This window comes from Pseudoflavonifractor sp. BSD2780061688st1 E11 (assembly GCF_005844125.1).
GTDB classification, from domain to species: Bacteria; Bacillota; Clostridia; order Lachnospirales; family Lachnospiraceae; genus Sellimonas; species Sellimonas catena.
The window spans coordinates 1-17,735 of record NZ_SPHM01000038.1 but is presented as its reverse complement, the minus strand read 5'-3'; the positions used below and the strand labels follow the sequence as shown (position 1 = coordinate 17,735).

General features: G+C 39.9%; 23 protein-coding genes and 1 pseudogene. 23 read left to right on the top strand and 1 reads right to left on the bottom strand.

Annotation, left to right across the window (positions count from 1 at the left end; all coding sequences use genetic code 11):
• Positions 1–128 precede the first annotated feature (128 nt).
• The 23 genes and pseudogenes from FGQ85_RS14645 (at position 129) to FGQ85_RS14530 (ending at position 16,897) form a co-directional block, all read left to right on the top strand.
• Entirely contained in the window at positions 129–455 is a 327-nt protein-coding gene (locus FGQ85_RS14645; RefSeq protein WP_002323337.1) for a YdcP family protein, read from the top strand.
• Positions 456–470: 15 nt separating this feature from the next.
• Positions 471–860 carry a YdcP family protein gene (locus tag FGQ85_RS14640; RefSeq protein ID WP_002323338.1) on the top strand — a complete coding sequence of 130 codons (390 nt, stop codon included), beginning with the start codon at positions 471–473 and terminating at the stop codon, positions 858–860.
• Between the two features lie 69 nt (positions 861–929).
• On the top strand, positions 930–1,346 hold the full coding sequence (locus tag FGQ85_RS14635; protein ID WP_002322983.1) for a DUF523 domain-containing protein: 417 nt from the start codon (positions 930–932) through the stop codon (positions 1,344–1,346).
• 73 nt (positions 1,347–1,419) lie between these two features.
• Positions 1,420–2,814: an FtsK/SpoIIIE domain-containing protein gene (locus tag FGQ85_RS14630; RefSeq protein ID WP_002323339.1), complete on the top strand. Its 1,395-nt coding sequence runs from the start codon at positions 1,420–1,422 to the stop codon at positions 2,812–2,814.
• A gap of 183 nt (positions 2,815–2,997) precedes the next feature.
• The gene (gene mobT, locus FGQ85_RS14620; RefSeq protein WP_138373820.1) at positions 2,998–4,194 is read left to right on the top strand and encodes a MobT family relaxase; all 1,197 of its coding nucleotides are present in this window, start codon (positions 2,998–3,000) and stop codon (positions 4,192–4,194) included.
• A gap of 12 nt (positions 4,195–4,206) precedes the next feature.
• The gene (locus FGQ85_RS14615; protein ID WP_002323341.1) at positions 4,207–4,350 is read left to right on the top strand and encodes a DUF3789 domain-containing protein; all 144 of its coding nucleotides are present in this window, start codon (positions 4,207–4,209) and stop codon (positions 4,348–4,350) included.
• Entirely contained in the window at positions 4,351–4,572 is a 222-nt protein-coding gene (locus tag FGQ85_RS14610; RefSeq protein WP_002323342.1) for a hypothetical protein, read from the top strand.
• Between the two features lie 86 nt (positions 4,573–4,658).
• Entirely contained in the window at positions 4,659–4,901 is a 243-nt protein-coding gene (locus FGQ85_RS14605; RefSeq protein ID WP_002347257.1) for a DUF3781 domain-containing protein, read from the top strand.
• Positions 4,898–5,368: pseudogene (locus tag FGQ85_RS14600) on the top strand (GyrI-like domain-containing protein). The gene FGQ85_RS14605 and the pseudogene FGQ85_RS14600 overlap by 4 nt, the downstream one beginning before the upstream one ends.
• A gap of 87 nt (positions 5,369–5,455) precedes the next feature.
• Complete coding sequence (locus FGQ85_RS14595; RefSeq protein ID WP_138373819.1) at positions 5,456–5,752, top strand: conjugal transfer protein; 297 nt, start codon at positions 5,456–5,458, stop codon at positions 5,750–5,752.
• A complete protein-coding gene (locus tag FGQ85_RS14590; RefSeq protein WP_138373818.1) occupies positions 5,671–6,174 on the top strand; it encodes an antirestriction protein ArdA in 504 nt (167 codons plus the stop codon). The genes FGQ85_RS14595 and FGQ85_RS14590 overlap by 82 nt, the downstream gene beginning before the upstream one ends.
• Before the next feature lie 17 nt (positions 6,175–6,191).
• The gene (locus FGQ85_RS14585; protein WP_138373817.1) at positions 6,192–6,695 is read left to right on the top strand and encodes an antirestriction protein ArdA; all 504 of its coding nucleotides are present in this window, start codon (positions 6,192–6,194) and stop codon (positions 6,693–6,695) included.
• A gap of 116 nt (positions 6,696–6,811) precedes the next feature.
• On the top strand, positions 6,812–7,210 hold the full coding sequence (locus tag FGQ85_RS14580; RefSeq protein WP_003061368.1) for a conjugal transfer protein: 399 nt from the start codon (positions 6,812–6,814) through the stop codon (positions 7,208–7,210).
• Positions 7,188–9,638, top strand: coding sequence for an ATP-binding protein (locus FGQ85_RS14575; protein WP_138373816.1), 2,451 nt, complete (start codon positions 7,188–7,190; stop codon positions 9,636–9,638). The genes FGQ85_RS14580 and FGQ85_RS14575 overlap by 23 nt, the downstream gene beginning before the upstream one ends.
• On the top strand, positions 9,638–11,848 hold the full coding sequence (locus FGQ85_RS14570) for a YtxH domain-containing protein (protein ID WP_138373815.1): 2,211 nt from the start codon (positions 9,638–9,640) through the stop codon (positions 11,846–11,848). The genes FGQ85_RS14575 and FGQ85_RS14570 overlap by 1 nt, the downstream gene beginning before the upstream one ends.
• Positions 11,845–12,852 (top strand): bifunctional lysozyme/C40 family peptidase, encoded by a 1,008-nt coding sequence (locus tag FGQ85_RS14565; protein ID WP_138373814.1) that lies wholly within the window; start codon positions 11,845–11,847, stop codon positions 12,850–12,852. The genes FGQ85_RS14570 and FGQ85_RS14565 overlap by 4 nt, the downstream gene beginning before the upstream one ends.
• Before the next feature lie 16 nt (positions 12,853–12,868).
• On the top strand, positions 12,869–13,789 hold the full coding sequence (locus FGQ85_RS14560; RefSeq protein WP_002323349.1) for a conjugal transfer protein: 921 nt from the start codon (positions 12,869–12,871) through the stop codon (positions 13,787–13,789).
• A gap of 84 nt (positions 13,790–13,873) precedes the next feature.
• Entirely contained in the window at positions 13,874–14,389 is a 516-nt protein-coding gene (locus FGQ85_RS14555) for a MarR family transcriptional regulator (RefSeq protein WP_002323350.1), read from the top strand.
• Complete coding sequence (locus FGQ85_RS14550; RefSeq protein ID WP_002323351.1) at positions 14,386–14,940, top strand: flavodoxin domain-containing protein; 555 nt, start codon at positions 14,386–14,388, stop codon at positions 14,938–14,940. Before FGQ85_RS14555 ends, FGQ85_RS14550 begins: the two co-directional genes overlap by 4 nt.
• The gene (locus FGQ85_RS14545) at positions 14,937–15,161 is read left to right on the top strand and encodes a hypothetical protein (protein WP_002323352.1); all 225 of its coding nucleotides are present in this window, start codon (positions 14,937–14,939) and stop codon (positions 15,159–15,161) included. Before FGQ85_RS14550 ends, FGQ85_RS14545 begins: the two co-directional genes overlap by 4 nt.
• A 27-nt stretch (positions 15,162–15,188) precedes the next feature.
• Entirely contained in the window at positions 15,189–15,947 is a 759-nt protein-coding gene (locus FGQ85_RS14540; protein ID WP_138373813.1) for an AraC family transcriptional regulator, read from the top strand.
• Between the two features lie 44 nt (positions 15,948–15,991).
• Positions 15,992–16,696 (top strand): transglutaminase family protein, encoded by a 705-nt coding sequence (locus FGQ85_RS14535; RefSeq protein ID WP_002323365.1) that lies wholly within the window; start codon positions 15,992–15,994, stop codon positions 16,694–16,696.
• 12 nt (positions 16,697–16,708) lie between these two features.
• On the top strand, positions 16,709–16,897 hold the full coding sequence (locus FGQ85_RS14530) for a cysteine-rich KTR domain-containing protein (RefSeq protein ID WP_025477909.1): 189 nt from the start codon (positions 16,709–16,711) through the stop codon (positions 16,895–16,897).
• 107 nt (positions 16,898–17,004) lie between these two features.
• On the opposite strand, the gene FGQ85_RS14525 is transcribed toward FGQ85_RS14530, so the two are convergent.
• Positions 17,005–17,364, bottom strand: coding sequence for a helix-turn-helix transcriptional regulator (locus FGQ85_RS14525; protein WP_005338070.1), 360 nt, complete (start codon positions 17,362–17,364; stop codon positions 17,005–17,007).
• Between the last annotated feature and the right edge of the window lie 371 nt (positions 17,365–17,735).

Genomic DNA, 17,735 nt, shown 5'->3' with positions numbered 1-17,735 from the left:
ATAGTCAAGGGTGCGTAAGCATTGATTTTACCCTTTACTATCGGTGGGATTGCTGGTACTTTCCGAACCGCCAGAATAAGAAATCACTATCAATTTATCAAAAATAGAAAGAAACGAGGTAAAACAATATGGAAATGAAATATGTCGTGCCAGATATGGCACAGTCTTTTGGAACTCTTGAATTTGCAGGAGAAAGCGAGCCAGTCTTTGAAAAAGATAAAAATAACCGCAGGGTCTTAACCAGACGAAGCTATAACCTTTATTCTGACGTACAGAAAGGCGAAAATGTTGTGGTGGAAATTCCCGTGCAGGCTGGCGAAAAGCATTTCAAGTATGAGCAGAAAGTAAAACTTGTTAATCCGAAGTTATATGGCAGAGGTTACGCAATCGGGGATATGGGACATACCGATTATGTGTTGCTTGCTGATGATATTGTAGCAGTTGAAGAAAAGTAAAGGAGTGAAGAATTTATGAGATTATCAAACGGTTTTGTCATTGACAAAGAGAAAACATTTGGAGAATTAAAATTTACAGCGGTGCGTGATGTGTTCTTGCAGAATGAGGACGGGACACCGAGTACCCAGCTTAAAAAGCGTATCTATGATTTGAAATGCAGTCTGCATGGTGGAATTATCCCCGTGTCTGTACCGCCAGAAGTACCGTTAAGGGAATTTCCGTACAATGCAGTTGTGGAACTTGTCAATCCCGTAGCCGATACGGTATCAAGAAAGACGTTTGGTGGTGCTGATGTGGACTGGTATGTAAAGGCAGAGGATATTGTCTTGAAGAACAAAGGCAACCAGAACGCAGGCAGTCCACAAAACCATACACCGCAGGGACAGCCGAAAAAACAAAATTAGAGATTAGATTTTTATTGTGAGGTAATTCGTTGAATGATATAATTAGGATAAATTGTGAGGTGCTTATCTATGAAAGTATTAGTTAGTTCATGTATCATGGGAAAAAACTGCAAATATAACGGTGGGAATAATCTCAATCCGAAAGTTGTAGAGTTTCTAAAAGACAAAGAGGTTATCGAGATTTGTCCAGAATTATTAGCGAATATGCCTACACCACGTCCTAGTGCGGAAATAGTAAATGGTATTGTCATGGATATAAATGGGAATATTGTTGATGAGGAATATCGTCATGCGGTACAGTTGGCTTTAAATGAAATAAGAAGTATGGAAATAGATTTAGTTATTCTGCAATCAAGAAGCCCTACTTGTGCAGTCAAGAATATTTATGACGGTAGTTTTACGGGGAAATTGATAAAAGGTCAAGGTCTATTTGCACAAGCGTTAATTGAGGCTGGATATAAAGTGTTGGACTCAGAAGATTTTTAATGAATGGTAATGAAAAAGCGGTTAGTCTTAGGATTGACCGCTTTTTTCATACCCAGAAAGGAGTGATTGATTTATGAGTAAGATTTGGAACAAAGGACACCGTATCAGAGCCAGCGACAAGCACCTTGTTTACCACTTTTCCATAGGGACGCTTCTGTTGGTGTTCGTGGCAGTTCTCCTGCTACTGAATAGCAAACAGCTCATGCGTACCGACTGGGAGCATTTCAGCTTGTTAGAAAACGGCTTGACGCTTTCCCCTTACAACTTCATAACCATACTGATAGCGACTGGTGTTTGTGCATTGGTCGCTTTTGGGTATTACCGCTTCTGTTACGACAGTTTCAAGAAGCTCCTGCACCGTCAAAAGCTGGCAAGAATGATACTGGAAAATAAGTGGTATGAAGCCGATACCGTACAAGACAGCGGTTTTTTTACTGACCTGCAAAGCAGATCAAGGGAAAAAATCGTCTGGTTTCCGAAGATTTATTATCAAATGGAAAAGGGACTGCTTCATATCCGCTGTGAAATCACATTAGGAAAATATCAAGACCAGCTTTTACGGTTAGAGGATAAGTTGGAAAGTGGCTTGTATTGCGAACTGACCGACAAGACCCTGCATGACGGTTATATCGAATATACCCTGCTTTATGATATGATAGCGAACCGCATTACCATTGATGAAGTACGGGCAGAAAACGGCTGTCTAAAGCTGATGAAAAATCTTGTCTGGGAATATGACGCACTCCCTCACGCTCTGATTGCTGGTGGGACTGGTGGCGGTAAAACCTATTTTCTGCTGACGCTCATTGAAGCCTTACTGCATACCAACGCTGTCCTTTACGTCTTAGACCCGAAAAATGCGGACTTAGCAGACTTAGGGACAGTTATGGGAAATGTGTACCACACCAAAGAAGAAATGATAGATTGTGTCAATGCCTTTTATGAGGGCATGGTACAGCGAAGTGAGGAAATGAAACAACACCAAAACTATAAGACGGGCGAAAACTACGCCTATCTGGGACTGCCACCCTGCTTTCTTATCTTTGATGAATATGTGGCATTTTTTGAAATGCTGGGGACGAAAGAAAGCGTGAGCTTACTTAGCCAGTTAAAGAAAATCGTCATGCTGGGACGGCAAGCAGGATATTTCCTTATCGTTGCCTGCCAGCGTCCAGACGCAAAGTATTTCTCGGACGGTATCAGAGATAACTTCAATTTCCGTGTGGGATTGGGGCGTATCAGCGAATTAGGTTACGGTATGCTGTTCGGTTCAGATGTGAAAAAGCAGTTTTTCCAGAAGCGTATCAAGGGGCGTGGCTACTGTGATGTAGGAACAAGCGTTATCAGCGAATTTTACACGCCTTTAGTCCCAAAAGGACATGATTTTTTGCAGACTATCGGCTCTCTTGCACAAGCAAGGCAGGACGGGACGGCGACGTGCGAAGCGAAAGGCGACGGCACGGACTAGCCGTTGCTGGTGTGGCGTTAGCCACGCCAGCAGGTAAAACCCCTCGGTATCTAACAGAGGGGTACGTTTGCAAATAGACAATAGACAAAAAACATAGGAAACATAAGGCTTCTGATATGGTTTTCTAGCAAAAATCAGTTGTGAAGTCGCCTTAAAAAACTTCACACTTTACAGATTGGGGGTATGGTTCTGAATGAAGAACAAGGGATAAAAGAATTACGGGAGAAACGGATTGCTTACGGTATCTCACAAGGCAGGCTGGCGGTGGCTTCTGGTATCACAAGGGAATATCTCAACAAGATAGAAAGCGGAAAAATGAAACCGTCAAAAGAACTTCTTAATACTCTGCATAAGGAACTGGCAAAGTTCAATCCAGAAGCACCGCTTACTATGCTGTTTGATTATGTGAAAATTCGTTTTCCCACGCTGGATATACAACACATCATCAAAGATATATTAAAACTGAATATCAATTATATGCTCCATGAAGATTACGGGCGTTACAGTTATACGGAGCATTATTCTTTAGGGGACATCTTTATCTATACGTCGGCTGACGAAGAAAAAGGTGTCCTTTTAGAATTAAAGGGGCGTGGTTGCAGGCAGTTTGAAAGTTACCTGCTGGCACAGCAAAGAAGCTGGTATGACTTTCTCATGGACGCATTGGTAGACGGTGGCGTGATGAAGCGTATCGACCTTGCTATCAACGACCATACGGGCATTTTGGATATTCCAGAGCTTGCGGAAAAATGCAGGAAACGGGAATATATCGGGAAGTCGAGAAGTTATAAATTTTATCAGTCGGGCGAGCTTATCAAGCACAGAGAGGACGACAGAGAATATATGGGGCGTACCCTTTATCTTGGTTCGCTGAAATCAGATGTGTATTTTTGTATCTATGAAAAGGACTATGAGCAGTACGTCAAGTTAGGGACACCACTTGATGAAGCCGACATTATCAACCGTTTTGAGATACGGCTTCGTAATGAACGAGCCTATTATGCAGTACGAGATTTGCTGACCTATTATGACGCAGAACAGACCGCCTTTTCTATCATCAACCAGTATGTGCGGTTTGTTGATGAAGAACCAGACAAGCGGAAAAATGACTGGAAACTCAACGATCGCTGGGCTTGGTTTATCGGCGATAACAGACAGAGCTTGAAGCTGACGACAAAGCCAGAGCCTTACACCTTAGACCGCACGCTTCGTTGGGTACAAAGGCAGGTAGCACCAACCTTGAAAATGCTGAAAAAGATTGATAAAGGAAACGGTACAGACTACATGGAAACAATCGAACAGCAGGCAAAACTCACAGAAAAGCATGAAATGATTATCAAACAGCAGACGACCCCTGCAAAAGATTTAGTAGAAAGTTAGGAGTGATAAAAAATGTGGGAATTAGTAAAAGACTTCCTGCTGGTATCTATGGGAATGGGTATCGGCGTAGTCTTGATGTGTATTATAAACGTCGGCAAAGAAGCTGACAGACACATGGAAGAAATCAAAGAAAACAAAGAAAGTGAGGACAATTAAATGAATTTCGGTCAAAATTTGTATCAATGGTTTTTATCAAACGCACAGAGCTTAGTGCTTATGGCGATTGTGGTTATCGGTATCTACTTAGGGTTCAAGCGTGAGTTTTCAAAACTTATCGGCTTTTTGGTAGTTGCCTTGATTGCTGTCGGCTTGGTGTTCAATGCTGGCGGTGTGAAAGATGTACTGTTAGAACTGTTCAATAAGATTATCGGTGCATAAAATTTTATTGTGGTGCTGATATGAGAATGATATAATTGGGATATGAAATATACAAATAAATCTGTTGAAAAATGAGGTGTCAAAATATGGCAAATGAATTACTGGAAAACTTGGATAGACTTCATACAACTGAACTTGGCGTTATTAGAATTAAAAAGAACTTATCTTTGAATGTAGAAAACGTGATTGAATGGTGCAAAGAAAAAATCAGTCTTTCTAATGCAGAAATTATAAGAAAAGGGAAAAACTGGTACATAACGATTGATAATTGTATCATTACAATAAATGCGTACAGTTATACCATTATCACTGCTCACAAAGTAAAATGATGAATTATTCTATAAGAGAATTAGACGCATTTTCAGTTATTGGGTAGGAAGTAGAGCTTACGAATTACCAAAAAAGGAATATTCAGATTAGTACGCAGTTTTGGAGAAAGTTTAACAGTAATTTGAATAAATCATATCTTTCACAATCGGGAAATTGGGTAAAATATGCTTTTATGGAACGGAGAAATGGAAAACTTTATTATTTCTGTTCTATACCAAAGCGAACTATTATTCCAGACAACTTTCTGTATAAAGAAATACCGTCTTATAAATATTTGGTCATGGAGCATATCGGTGCTATGGAAAAAATATATGAAACTTATGGAAAAATTTATCAGGAAATTATTCCTAATACACCATATACCCCTATAAAAAATATTATCCTGCACTTTGAAAAATATGATTACCGTTTCCATTGGAATAGAGATAATTCAGTTATTGAAATTTGGATACCTATTCAAGATTAAAAACAATTTTATATCCCTACACACAAAGCAGTTAGTCTTAGGATTGACTGCTTTTTTCATACCTAAATTTCAGATTGGAGTGATAAAATGAACGATATTTTTAAGGATATGCAGGCAAAAGTCGGCTGTGAATACATTTCCGACCTGCCCTCTTACAAGCGTAAAGTGTGGCATGAAATGAAACGGCTGAACCCTGCCGATTATGAAGAAAGACAGTTAGAAGATTTTTCAAAGTATGTGTTTGGTATGTCGTACCAGACCATAAAAGATGTGATGAAACAACAGAAAGGACGTGAGGAACAATGCAGGAAACAAGGGTGCTGGTGGAAACGAGAGGAACAACTGGCGAAGAAACAATATCATACTGGTTCGACCTGCCGATAGATGTTGCTGAGTTTGAAGAAAAGTTAGGTATCGGTGCAGAAAGTGGGGATTACCGCATTATCGAAAAGGTGTTGCCTTATGCTAATGAAGTCCACGAACATACCAGCGTGTACCAGCTCAATGAATTAGATTTTATGTACCGCCAGCTTTCAAGCGATATGCAGGAAGAATATGTATCACTACTTACGGTGTATGAAAATTTAGAAGCACTTTATATTTGCAGGAACGTGATTACGGTTTATCCCGACTGCAAAAGCATGATAGATGTTGCAAGGCAAAAGCTGATGAATGACCCGACATTCAAACATCTGTCCGAGGACTGTCAAGAATATTACTTTGACTTTGAAGCCTACGCTTCTCACTTGCAGGAACACGGGAAATTTTTAGTAACGGAACACGGTATTTTTGAACTGCCAGAGTAGGAAATGAGGTGGTGCTTATGATTGATGATATGGCGGTTTACATTGCTAATCTTGGCAAATACAATGAGGGCTATTTAGTTGGTGCTTGGTTCACATTTCCTATTGACGAGGAAGATGTGAAAGAAAAAATCGGCTTGAATGAACAGTATGAGGAATACGCAATCCATGATACCGATAACTTTCCCATTGCGATTGGCGAGTATGTTTCCATTGAAGAACTCAACGAGATGTATGAAATGATAGAGGAACTTCCCGACTATATCGTAGAATGTCTGGAAGAATTTATCAGTCACTACGGGACGCTGGAAGAAGTCGTGGAACACAAGGACGATATTTATTATTATCCCGACTGTGAAACCATGACAGACGTTGCCTACTACTACATAGACGAATTGCAGGCACTTGGGGATATTCCACCCAGCTTGCAGAACTACATTGACTATGAAGCCTACGGGCGAGATTTGGATATGGGCGGTTGCTTTATTGAAACAAGCCGAGGTATGTGCGAGATACCATATTAACGCTGGAAGATCAGCGACAAGCATTGTTGCTACTGACAGCGTATTTCTCTTTAAGGGACAGTCTGAAAATGGCTGTCCTTTTCTATTTAGAAACTTACGAAAGGAGCTGAAAGAACTTGAAAAAGATTAAATCTTACACGGGTATCTGGAACGTGGAAAAAGTCTTATATGCAATCAATGACTTTAACTTGCCCTTTCCCGTTACTTTTACACAGATTACATGGTTTGTGATTACGGAATTTATCATCATTCTGTTTGGGGATATTCCCCCACTTTCCATGATTGAGGGAGCATTTCTCAAATACTTCGGTATTCCCGTTGCTCTCACTTGGTTTATGTCGCAGAAAACCTTTGACGGAAAGAAGCCGTACAGCTTTTTGAAATCACAGATAACCTATGCCCTGCGACCAAAAATCACTTATGCAGGAAAAGCCGTAAAACTGCATAAGCAGATACTCAATGAAACAATCACGGCAGTAAGGAGTGTGAACTATGTTCCCGATAAAATATATTGACAATAACCTTGTCTGGAACAAGGACAATGAGGTATTCGCCTACTATGAGCTGATACCGTACAACTATTCTTTCTTATCCGCAGAGCAGAAATTTATCGTGCATGACAGCTTTCGACAACTAATCGCACAGTCCCGTGAGGGTAAAATTCATGCCTTGCAGATTGCCACAGAAAGTTCAATCCGAAGTATGCAGGAGCAGTCAAAGAAGCTGGTAACTGGAAAATTAAAGGAAGTTGCCTATCAGAAGATAGACGAACAGACCGAAGCGTTAGTATCTATGATTGGGGACAATCAAGTGGACTACCGCTTTTTTCTTGGCTTTAAGCTCATGGTTACAGAAGAACAGCTCAATCTGAAGAATATCAAAAAATCGGCATGGCTGACGTTCACAGAATTTCTCCATGAAGTGAACCATACGCTGATGAATGATTTTGTTTCCATGCCGAATGATGAAATCAACCGTTACATGAAAATGGAAAAGTTACTGGAAAATAAAATCTCCCGTCGCTTTAAGGTGCGTCGCTTGGAAATCAATGATTTTGGGTATCTCATGGAACATCTTTACGGCAGGGACGGTATCGCCTATGAAGATTATGAGTACCAGCTACCAAAGAAGAAATTGCAGAAAGAAACGCTGATAAAATACTACGACCTTATCCGTCCGACAAGGTGTGTGATTGAGGAAAGCCAGCGGTATTTACGATTGGAACATGAGGACAAGGAAAGCTATGTGTCCTACTTTACTGTCAATGCGATTGTCGGGGAGCTTGATTTTCCGTCGTCTGAAATCTTCTATTTCCAGCAACAGCAATTCACATTCCCCGTTGATACTTCTATGAATGTAGAAATCGTGGAGAACCGAAAGGCTCTTACCACAGTAAGAAATAAGAAAAAGGAATTGAAAGACCTTGACAATCACGCTTATCAAGCAGGAAGTGAAACCAGCTCAAATGTGGTGGACGCATTAGACAGCGTGGACGAGCTGGAAACGGACTTAGACCAGAGCAAAGAAAGTATGTATAAGTTAAGCTACGTGATACGGGTGTCTGCACCCGATCTTGACGAGCTGAAACGCCGTTGTGATGAAGTCAAGGACTTTTACGACGACCTCAATGTAAAGCTGGTGCGTCCTGCTGGGGATATGCTGGGGCTTCATTCTGAATTTCTTCCTGCCAGCAAGCGATATATCAATGACTATGTGCAGTATGTAAAATCAGACTTCTTAGCTGGGCTTGGTTTTGGTGCGACACAGCAGTTAGGGGAAACTACGGGTATTTATATGGGATATTCCGTTGATACGGGAAGAAATGTGTACCTGCAACCGTCGTTAGCTTCGCAAGGCGTAAAAGGCACAGTTACAAATGCCCTTGCTTCTGCTTTTGTCGGTTCGCTTGGCGGTGGTAAATCGTTCTGCAACAATCTTCTGGTGTATTATTCGGTTCTCTTTGGGGGACAAGCGGTTATCTTAGACCCAAAATCAGAGCGTGGCAACTGGAAAGAAACACTCCCAGAAATCGCCCATGAAATCAATATCGTAAACTTAACCAGCGATAAAGACAATGCAGGACTTCTTGACCCATTCGTGATTATGAAGAATGTAAAAGACGCTGAAAGTCTGGCAATCGACATCTTGACATTCCTTACTGGTATTTCCTCTAGGGACGGCGAAAAATTCCCCGTGTTACGAAAAGCGGTACGTTCTGTTACCCAGAGCGACAGTCGGGGCTTGCTCCATGTGATAGACGAGCTTCGCCGTGAAGATACGCCCATATCAAGAAATATCGCAGACCATATCGACAGCTTCACGGACTACGACTTTGCACATCTGCTGTTTTCAGACGGTACGGTGGAAAATGCTATCAGTCTGGATAACCAGCTCAATATCATTCAAGTAGCGGACTTAGTATTGCCAGATAAAGATACCACTTTTGAGGAATACACGACCATTGAATTATTGTCGGTGTCTATGCTAATTGTGATTAGTACCTTTGCCCTTGATTTTATCCATTCGGACAGAAGCATTTTTAAGATTGTCGATTTAGACGAAGCGTGGGCGTTCTTAAACGTGGCACAAGGCGAAACCTTATCAAATAAGCTGGTTCGTGCTGGACGAGCTATGCAGGCAGGCGTTTATTTTGTTACCCAGTCTGCCTATGATGTTTCAAAGGAAAGTCTGAAAAACAATATCGGTTTGAAATTTGCCTTTCGTTCTACTGACATCAACGAGATAAAGCAGACCTTAGAATTTTTCGGTATCGACAAGGACGACGAAAATAACCAGAAACGCTTGCGTGATTTGGAGAACGGACAATGTTTATTGCAGGACTTATACGGACGTGTCGGTGTGGTGCAGATACACCCAGTCTTTGAAGAACTGCTACACGCCTTTGATACCAGACCGCCCGTACAGAGAAATGAGGTGGAGTGATGAAAGAAAGGATAAAAGGTGTGTTCACAAAAAAGAAGATTTTCCACTTTCTCAAAATGGCTCTGTTCGTGGTGGCACTCTCCCTTATCCTGCTTTCACTTCTGGGGACGGTAGCTCATGCGACAGGGCTTGTGGACGATACCATAAACGCAGAAAATCTATACTCAAAATATCCCCTTTCCAACTACCAGCTTGATTTTTATGTGGATAATAGCTGGTCGTGGCTTCCGTGGAACTGGCTGGACGGGATTGGAAAATCGGTGCAGTACGGGCTTTACTGCATTACCAACTTTGTCTGGACGATAAGCCTTTATTTAAGCAATGCCACGGGCTATGTGGTGCAGGAAGCCTACAAACTTGATTTTATTAACGATATGGCAGACAGTATCGGAAAGAGCATACAGACCCTTGCAGGCGTAACACAGAACGGCTTTTCTTCTACGGGCTTTTATGTCGGTTTCCTGCTTCTCATTATCTTAGTGGTGGGACTTTATGTAGCCTATACGGGACTTATTAAACGGGAAACAAGCAAGGCACTTCACGCTGTTATCAACTTTGTGGTGGTGTTCGTGCTGTCCGCTTCGTTTATTGCCTACGCTCCCGATTACATCAAAAAGATAAATGAATTTTCATCAGACATTAGTACCGCTTCACTTGATTTGGGAACAAAAATCATGCTCCCCAACTCTGACAGCGAGGGCAAGGACAGCGTAGATTTGATACGGGACAGCTTATTCTCTATTCAAGTGGAACAGCCGTGGCTCTTGCTTCAATTTGGCAACAGCAACGCAGAGGAAATCGGGACAGACCGTGTGGAAGCTCTCGTATCGGCAAGTCCAGAGGACGAGGACGGAAAGACCAGAGAGGAAGTTGTAAAAACAGAAATCGAGGACAACGACAACAACAATCTGACGATACCGCAGGTCGTAAACCGTTTAGGCATGGTATTTTTCCTATTGTTCTTCAATTTAGGGATAACAATATTTGTATTCTTGCTTACGGGCATGATGTTGTTCAGCCAGATACTTTTTATTATCTTTGCTATGTTCCTGCCTATCAGTTTTCTACTTTCCATGATACCGAGCTATGAAAGCATGGCAAAGCAGGCAATCGTGAGGGTGTTTAATACCATAATGACACGGGCAGGAATAACGCTCATTGTAACGGTGGCGTTCAGCATTTCCAGTATGTTTTATAACATTTCCACAGACTATCCATTCTTTATGGTGGCGTTCTTACAGATAGTATGTTTTGCTGGTATCTATATGAAGCTGGGCGACTTAATGAGTATGTTCTCACTTAATGCTGGCGACAGTCAGAGCATGGGACGCAGGATTTTCCGCAGACCATATCTGTTTATGCGACATAGGGCTAGGCGTATGGAACACCGTATTGCAAGGGCGGTAAGTGCTGGCGGTATTTCGGGCGGTGTCGCTGGTGCGGTGGCTGGAAGTGCCGTTGTTGGCAAACGGGCAGAAAGAAAAAATACCGCTTCTAAAGAAAATCGGGGCAATACCACTTCCAGCATGGGACAACGTGTAGGCTCAAAGGTGGGTGCTGTCTTAGATACGAAAAATAAAGTGAAAGACAAGGCAAATGCTGTCAAAGAAAACATCAAGGATATGCCGACACAGACCGCTTATGCGGTGTATTCCGCAAAGGAAAAGGCAAAGTCCAGCGTATCAGATTTCAAGCGTGGCATGGTGCAGGAACAGCAGTCCAGACAGACGGGACGATTGGAAAAGCAGGAGCAACGCAGGCAGAATATTGCTGACAAGCGTATGGAGCTTCAAAAAGCACAAGAAGTAAGGCAGGCACAGCGAAAGGCTGACGGATCAGCGACAACGGGAGCTACCCGTCCCCATGAGCGACCAGCCACAGCTTCAACCATTCCAAAGCCGAGTGTGGAAAAAATGCAGGAAGTCAAACGCCCTGCCACAGCGACCACTTCAAAAGCAAGTGAGCCAGTCAAGACAACTGTTATGAAAGAACGTCCGTTATCTTCTGGTGCTTCTGATAAGAAAGTAACCCAGCCTGCACAGCAAGTACATAGGCAGAATGTAGAAAAAGTGGTATCGCAGGAAACACGACAGAATTACACGAAAGACCGCAGGACAAAGGTTCAGCAGACGCAGAGCGTCCAGAAGAACCAGCAGACCACAGAGAAAAACCGTAACCTTGTAACGAAGAAAGGACAGAAGAAAAAATGAAACTGAAACATATCGCCCTCATTAGCAGTCTGTTTCCTATCCTCTTTTCGCTGGTGCTTTTCTTTGGTGTCCTCATTAGTGCGGACAGCGATGACGAGAACAGCAACTTTTCTTCTGGCATTACGGGTATGAACCTATCCGCAGAAGTTTTGAAACATCAGCCTATGGTGGAAAAATATGCTAGAGAAAACGGTATCTCCGAGTATGTCAATGTACTGCTTGCTATCATTCAAGTAGAAAGTGGCGGTACAGCGGAAGATGTTATGCAGAGTTCGGAAAGTCTTGGTTTACCGCCCAACTCTTTAGATACGGAAAGCTCAATCAAGCAGGGGTGTAAATATTTTGCGTCCCTGCTTTCTTCCTGCAAAAATCAAGGTATCGACGATTTGAATGTAGCGATACAGTCCTATAACTATGGCGGTGGCTATGTAGGATATGTGGCAGGAAACGGAAAGAAACATACCTTTAACCTTGCAGAGAGCTTCGCCCGTGAGAAATCGGGTGGAAAGAAAGTAACCTACACCAACCCGATAGCCGTTGCGAAAAACGGGGGCTGGCGTTATCAGTATGGCAATCAATTTTACGTCGAATTAGTCAATCAGTATTTAACTGTTCCGCAGGTATCGGGAGAGCTGGCACAAAAGGTAATGAATGAAGCATTGAAGTATCAAGGCTGGAAGTATGTGTATGGCGGTAGCAATCCTAACACTTCTTTTGACTGTTCGGGGTTGACGCAATGGTGCTATGGAAAAGCTGGTATCTCCTTACCGAGAACGGCACAAGCCCAGTATGACGCTACCCAACATCTGCCACTCTCGCAGGCAAAGGCTGGGGACTTGGTATTTTTCCATTCTACTTATAACGCTGGAAGTTATGTAACACACGTCGGTATTCTTGTTTCGCCTACACAGATGTACCATGCAGGCGACCCGATAGGATATGCAGAGCTAAATAATAGTTACTGGCAACAGCACTTAATCGGTGCAGGACGAGTAAAACAATAGAAAGGACTTGAAAAATATGTTTAAGAAAAATAAGAAACAGACAGAAACTATCAAAGAACCAAAAGAAAAAAAGGTGCGTACTGTCAAGGTAGGCACACATAAGAAAACCGTGATTGCGTTGTGGGTGGTGCTTATTGCAAGCGTGAGCTTTGGGGTGTATAAGAATTTTACGGCTATCGACCAGCACACCACCCATGAAAAAGAAATCATTGAGCTTCGCTTGCAAGACACCAACGGGATTGAGAATTTCGTGAAGAACTTCGCAAAGTCCTACTACACATGGAATAACAGCAAAGAAGCGATTGAAGCAAGGACGCAGGCAATCAGCGGTTATCTGACAAAGGAATTGCTGGACTTGAATGTTGATACCATTAGAACCGATATTCCGACCAGCTCCACAGTTACAGAGGTGATTGTATGGAGTATTAAACAGTCTGGAACGGACACTTTTTCTGCTACCTACGAAGTAGATCAGCAGATAAAAGACGGAGAACAGACAAGCAATGTGAAAGCAACCTATACGGTAAAAGTCCATGTGGACGCTGACGGGGATATGGTAATCGTTCAGAACCCTACCCTTGCACCAGTAATCGAAAAGTCGTACTATGAGCCAAAGACACCAGAAGCAGACGCAAGTGTGGACGCTGATACTGTCAAGGACGCTACCGCATTTTTGGAAACATTCTTTAAGCTATACCCAACAGCCACAGAAAAAGAGCTTGCTTACTATGTATCTGGAAACGTGCTTGAACCTATCGGCAAGGACTACCTTTATTCCGAATTGGTAAACCCAGTATTTACAAGGGACGGGGACAATGTGAAAGTCAAGGTTGCTGTGAAATTTCTCGATAATCAGACAAAGGCAACGCAGGTATCACAATATGAGCTTGTGTTACATAAGGATAGTAACTGGAAAATTGTGGAGAATGCTCGTTAAATTAAACCACATTGACAAATAGGTAACTTGTTGCTATAATTTTCAATAGGTAATAAGTTACCTATTGAAAGGTGGTTAAATACTATGAATGTAAATGATTTCATTTTAAAATTCTCCGATACATCTGAACATCAAGAACAAGCAATTTTCAGTAGTTTATTTATTATAGGTAATAGATTACAAACCCTATTTGATAATCATATTACCGAAATATCATTGAAACAGTTTATGTTACTCTCTATTATAAGAAATTCTAAAGACCAGCTTACATTTACACAGCTTGGAAAACTACTAGGGTGTACTAGACAAAATATAAAAAAATTAGCGTGCGTATTAGAACAAAAAGGGTTCATAGAAATTATAAAAAGCCCTTATGACGCAAGAGCTTTAAGTGCAAAAGCAACAAAAAAAACTGATGAATATTGGAAAAAGGAGTTTACAAAATATCAGCATGAATTGACATATCTTTTTGAAATTTATTCAAAGGACGAAATTACAACATTATTTCAGCTTTTAATGAAATTGTATTCTGGTATTGATAACCTAGAGGAGAAAATTGCTGATGAAAATGCTATTGAAAAGGGGGCTGATAATCAATGAAATCTGTAATTATATTTGGAAGTCAATATGGAAGTGCAAAACAATATGCAGAAGCAATGTCTAAAAAGTTAAATATAGATTGTTTTGATTATAGAAAAATGAAATCAGATAAAAAGTATGATGTAATCTTATATGTTGGCTCTTTATATGCAGGGGGTGTATTAGGATTAGCTAAAACTTTAAAAAGATATTCTGCGAATGATTTGAAGAAAATTTTGATTATCACGGTCGGTATCGCAGACCCTAACGATATAGAGAATGTTGAAAATATCAAGAATAGTATTTACAAACAACTTCCTAGACACCTTAATAATAACATTGAATTATTTCATGTAAGAGGAAGCCTAGATTATTCAAAATTAAATTTAAAACACAAAACTATGATGAAACTTTTATATCATTTTTCAAAAAAATTACCGATTGAAGAACAAAGTGAAGAAACAAAGACGTTTATTGCTACTTACAATCAAACGGTAGATTTTGTGGATTTTAATTCTTTAGAATGTGTTATTGAAAGATATTTACAGCTTATAAAGGAGAATAACTTATGATAGGACTTAAAAAACGAGATATTAAAAAAGCCTTAAAAGCTGGTGCAAAGGCGGGCGGTATGTCATTGGCTGATGTACGGGCTGATATAGAAGCTACTATTGATGAAGCTATGAACAGTATAGACCCAGAAGTGCAGGCAAATTTCAAAAAATATTTTGGAAACAAACGCCCTACACCAGAGGAATATATTTATATCATTACGAAAAAGACAAAAGTTTAGAGTTGTGAACTTTTTTAGGGGTGTTTTATGAAAGTTATAAATAAAATCTTTTGGGATACAGATAACATAAGCATGATTACAAATCATTTAGACGCTGATACACATAGTCATTTGATGTTGCAGTTATTTGTTGGCATTGATGATTATGTGAAAATAATTATCAATGATATACGGATTAAATGTGATGTTATAGTTGTAAATAAAAATGTTGCACATTCTTTTTCGGCAAAGGGGAAATTGTATTTTTCTTCGATTATTGACCCAACATCTGTGTATGGAAAAAAACTTATTGATAAAATGGGAAAAAGAGATTTTTTGATTTATGACCAAATAGATACATACGAATTGAGCAGGCAAGTTAAGAGATTATTATATAGTACAAATGTTGAACAATATAAACATTTTTACAAATATCTATTAAATTGTTTAGAACTATCCATGTATAAACACACGTATGATGAAAGAATATCTAGCATTTTCCAGATTTTAGACACTTGTAAGTGCACCGACCATAGTATCAAATATTTAGCAGATAATGTATTTTTATCTTCCAGCAGATTATCACATTTATTTAAAGAACAAACTGGGATACCTTTAAAGTCCTATATTATATTACATCAAATGGAACGGGCTTTTGATGAATTATTCGCTGGTAAAAATATCACGGAGGCTTCAATGATAGCTGGCTTTGATAGCCCGTCCCATTTTGCAAGTACAGTAAAAAAAATGATGGGTATGACCGTTTCATTATCGTTAAAAGATAGCGAATTTTTGAAAGTTTACTAATGAAATTTAAAATATAATAAAGCCATGAAGAAAGGAGCTTTATTATGGAAGAATATTTGAAAGAAACGAAAATGTTAAATTTTAATTCTGCTAAGATTAGTGATTTAGTTAGGGAAAAAGGCTGGCTGGAATTAGACGAATTTCATAAAATAAAAAACATTTATGAGTTTGTTCAAAATGATATTTTATTTGGATATAACTCTACGGATATATTGAGTGCGGTTGAAGTTTTACAAGATGGTTTCGGACAATGTAATACTAAAGCAACACTTTTAATGGCACTATTACGTTCAGTTAATATACCGTGCAGATTACACGCCTTTAATGTATCAAAAGATTTTCAAAAGGGAGCACTTCCCCAAATTATTTATTTGTTAGCACCTAAATATATTTTGCATACATGGGTAGAAGTTTTCTTTAATGATAAGTGGATTGCTTTAGAAGGAGTAATAATCGATAAAAACTATTTATACACAGTACAACAAAAATATACTGAATATAAAGGTATATTCAAAAAATTTGCTATTGCAACCAAAGACGTGGAAACAGTTAATATTGATTGGACGGGAAACGATGTTTTTATTCAGAAAGAAGCTGTTGTTGATGATTATGGTATATTTTCTTCTCCCGATATACTTTTTTCTAAGCATACGCAGAATATGTCAAAAATTAAATTGTACCTTTACTCGCATATAGGAACGAAAATGATGACAAAAAGAGTATTCAAAATAAGAAATTCAAAGAAATAAAGAGGTGGTGTTGTGGAAAAACAGTCATGGGTACTATGTCCTGTTTGTAGTAACAAAACACGAACAAGAATACGGAAAGATACAGAACTAATAAATTTCCCATTGTATTGTCCGAAGTGCAAAGCTGAAACTTTAATCAATATAAAGTATGGAAAAGTAACTGTTATCAAAGAGCCAGACGCTAAGACGCAGAGCCGATAATTTGTAGGGTATTGTAACTTATAGATTGTCGGCTCTTATTTGTTACCTGCGGAGCAGATCAGCAAATAAGAGTGTCGAAGCTATGAAAAAAGAAAGCAAGAAGCGAATTACTTCTTGCTCTCCCTGCTGTTCAAGATACCGTCAATCGTACCTTGAATGATTTTTAATTCGTTATCACTCAATAAATCAAGAGAGGTTTCTATCTGACGGCGAGCTGTACTTTTTGTTACTTTTTTCGCTGGATAGAAATATTCATCAACTGATATATTGAACATGGTAACCAAATCATGGAATAACTGAAAACTTGGGTGCGACCCAGTATTTTCAATATCTGCGATATGACGTTCCCCATAGAATACCTTATCGCCTAAATCATTACGAGAAAGTCCCGCTCTTTCACGGGCTTCTCTGATTGCCAGCCCTAGCGGTCTGAAATCAAAAGTATGTGTTTCTTTTGTTTTTCTCATTTTTAAATCACCTAGCATGAGTTTATACTTCATGTTATAAATTTAGAATGTGTTAAAATTGCATATAGTATGCAGTGATAATTCAAAAGCTGTTATCGTGTGCGGTAAATAAAAAAAACCGTTCCTAGATAATATACTTTTGTGCGCCTTGAGAAATAACGGGACGGTTTTGGATATAACCAGAACTGTCCTTTTTCTTATAAGTACAAGGTATGGCTCTGGTTAAAGGGGGCTTATACCATGATTGCATACGGAAGAACGTTCTGTCGTTCTCAACTGGATAAATATTTTACCCTAGTGTACTGACCTGCTGATTTTTAGCAATACTGCCACCTCATTAAGAGGCAGTAGTAAATGTGGGATACAGCGAA

What these genes read in the sequence shown, in the direction of transcription:
- FGQ85_RS14645 (WP_002323337.1), top strand. Translation starts at nt 129, where the DNA reads ATGGAAATGAAATATGTCGTGCCAGATATGGCACAGTCTTTTGGAACT.
- FGQ85_RS14640 (WP_002323338.1), top strand. Translation starts at nt 471, where the DNA reads ATGAGATTATCAAACGGTTTTGTCATTGACAAAGAGAAAACATTTGGA.
- FGQ85_RS14635 (WP_002322983.1), top strand. Translation starts at nt 930, where the DNA reads ATGAAAGTATTAGTTAGTTCATGTATCATGGGAAAAAACTGCAAATAT.
- FGQ85_RS14630 (WP_002323339.1), top strand. Translation starts at nt 1,420, where the DNA reads ATGAGTAAGATTTGGAACAAAGGACACCGTATCAGAGCCAGCGACAAG.
- mobT (WP_138373820.1), top strand. Translation starts at nt 2,998, where the DNA reads ATGGTTCTGAATGAAGAACAAGGGATAAAAGAATTACGGGAGAAACGG.
- FGQ85_RS14615 (WP_002323341.1), top strand. Translation starts at nt 4,207, where the DNA reads ATGTGGGAATTAGTAAAAGACTTCCTGCTGGTATCTATGGGAATGGGT.
- FGQ85_RS14610 (WP_002323342.1), top strand. Translation starts at nt 4,351, where the DNA reads ATGAATTTCGGTCAAAATTTGTATCAATGGTTTTTATCAAACGCACAG.
- FGQ85_RS14605 (WP_002347257.1), top strand. Translation starts at nt 4,659, where the DNA reads ATGGCAAATGAATTACTGGAAAACTTGGATAGACTTCATACAACTGAA.
- FGQ85_RS14595 (WP_138373819.1), top strand. Translation starts at nt 5,456, where the DNA reads ATGAACGATATTTTTAAGGATATGCAGGCAAAAGTCGGCTGTGAATAC.
- FGQ85_RS14590 (WP_138373818.1), top strand. Translation starts at nt 5,671, where the DNA reads ATGCAGGAAACAAGGGTGCTGGTGGAAACGAGAGGAACAACTGGCGAA.
- FGQ85_RS14585 (WP_138373817.1), top strand. Translation starts at nt 6,192, where the DNA reads ATGATTGATGATATGGCGGTTTACATTGCTAATCTTGGCAAATACAAT.
- FGQ85_RS14575 (WP_138373816.1), top strand. Translation starts at nt 7,188, where the DNA reads ATGTTCCCGATAAAATATATTGACAATAACCTTGTCTGGAACAAGGAC.
- FGQ85_RS14570 (WP_138373815.1), top strand. Translation starts at nt 9,638, where the DNA reads ATGAAAGAAAGGATAAAAGGTGTGTTCACAAAAAAGAAGATTTTCCAC.
- FGQ85_RS14565 (WP_138373814.1), top strand. Translation starts at nt 11,845, where the DNA reads ATGAAACTGAAACATATCGCCCTCATTAGCAGTCTGTTTCCTATCCTC.
- FGQ85_RS14560 (WP_002323349.1), top strand. Translation starts at nt 12,869, where the DNA reads ATGTTTAAGAAAAATAAGAAACAGACAGAAACTATCAAAGAACCAAAA.
- FGQ85_RS14555 (WP_002323350.1), top strand. Translation starts at nt 13,874, where the DNA reads ATGAATGTAAATGATTTCATTTTAAAATTCTCCGATACATCTGAACAT.
- FGQ85_RS14550 (WP_002323351.1), top strand. Translation starts at nt 14,386, where the DNA reads ATGAAATCTGTAATTATATTTGGAAGTCAATATGGAAGTGCAAAACAA.
- FGQ85_RS14545 (WP_002323352.1), top strand. Translation starts at nt 14,937, where the DNA reads ATGATAGGACTTAAAAAACGAGATATTAAAAAAGCCTTAAAAGCTGGT.
- FGQ85_RS14540 (WP_138373813.1), top strand. Translation starts at nt 15,189, where the DNA reads ATGAAAGTTATAAATAAAATCTTTTGGGATACAGATAACATAAGCATG.
- FGQ85_RS14535 (WP_002323365.1), top strand. Translation starts at nt 15,992, where the DNA reads ATGGAAGAATATTTGAAAGAAACGAAAATGTTAAATTTTAATTCTGCT.
- FGQ85_RS14525 (WP_005338070.1), bottom strand. Translation starts at nt 17,364, where the DNA reads ATGAGAAAAACAAAAGAAACACATACTTTTGATTTCAGACCGCTAGGG.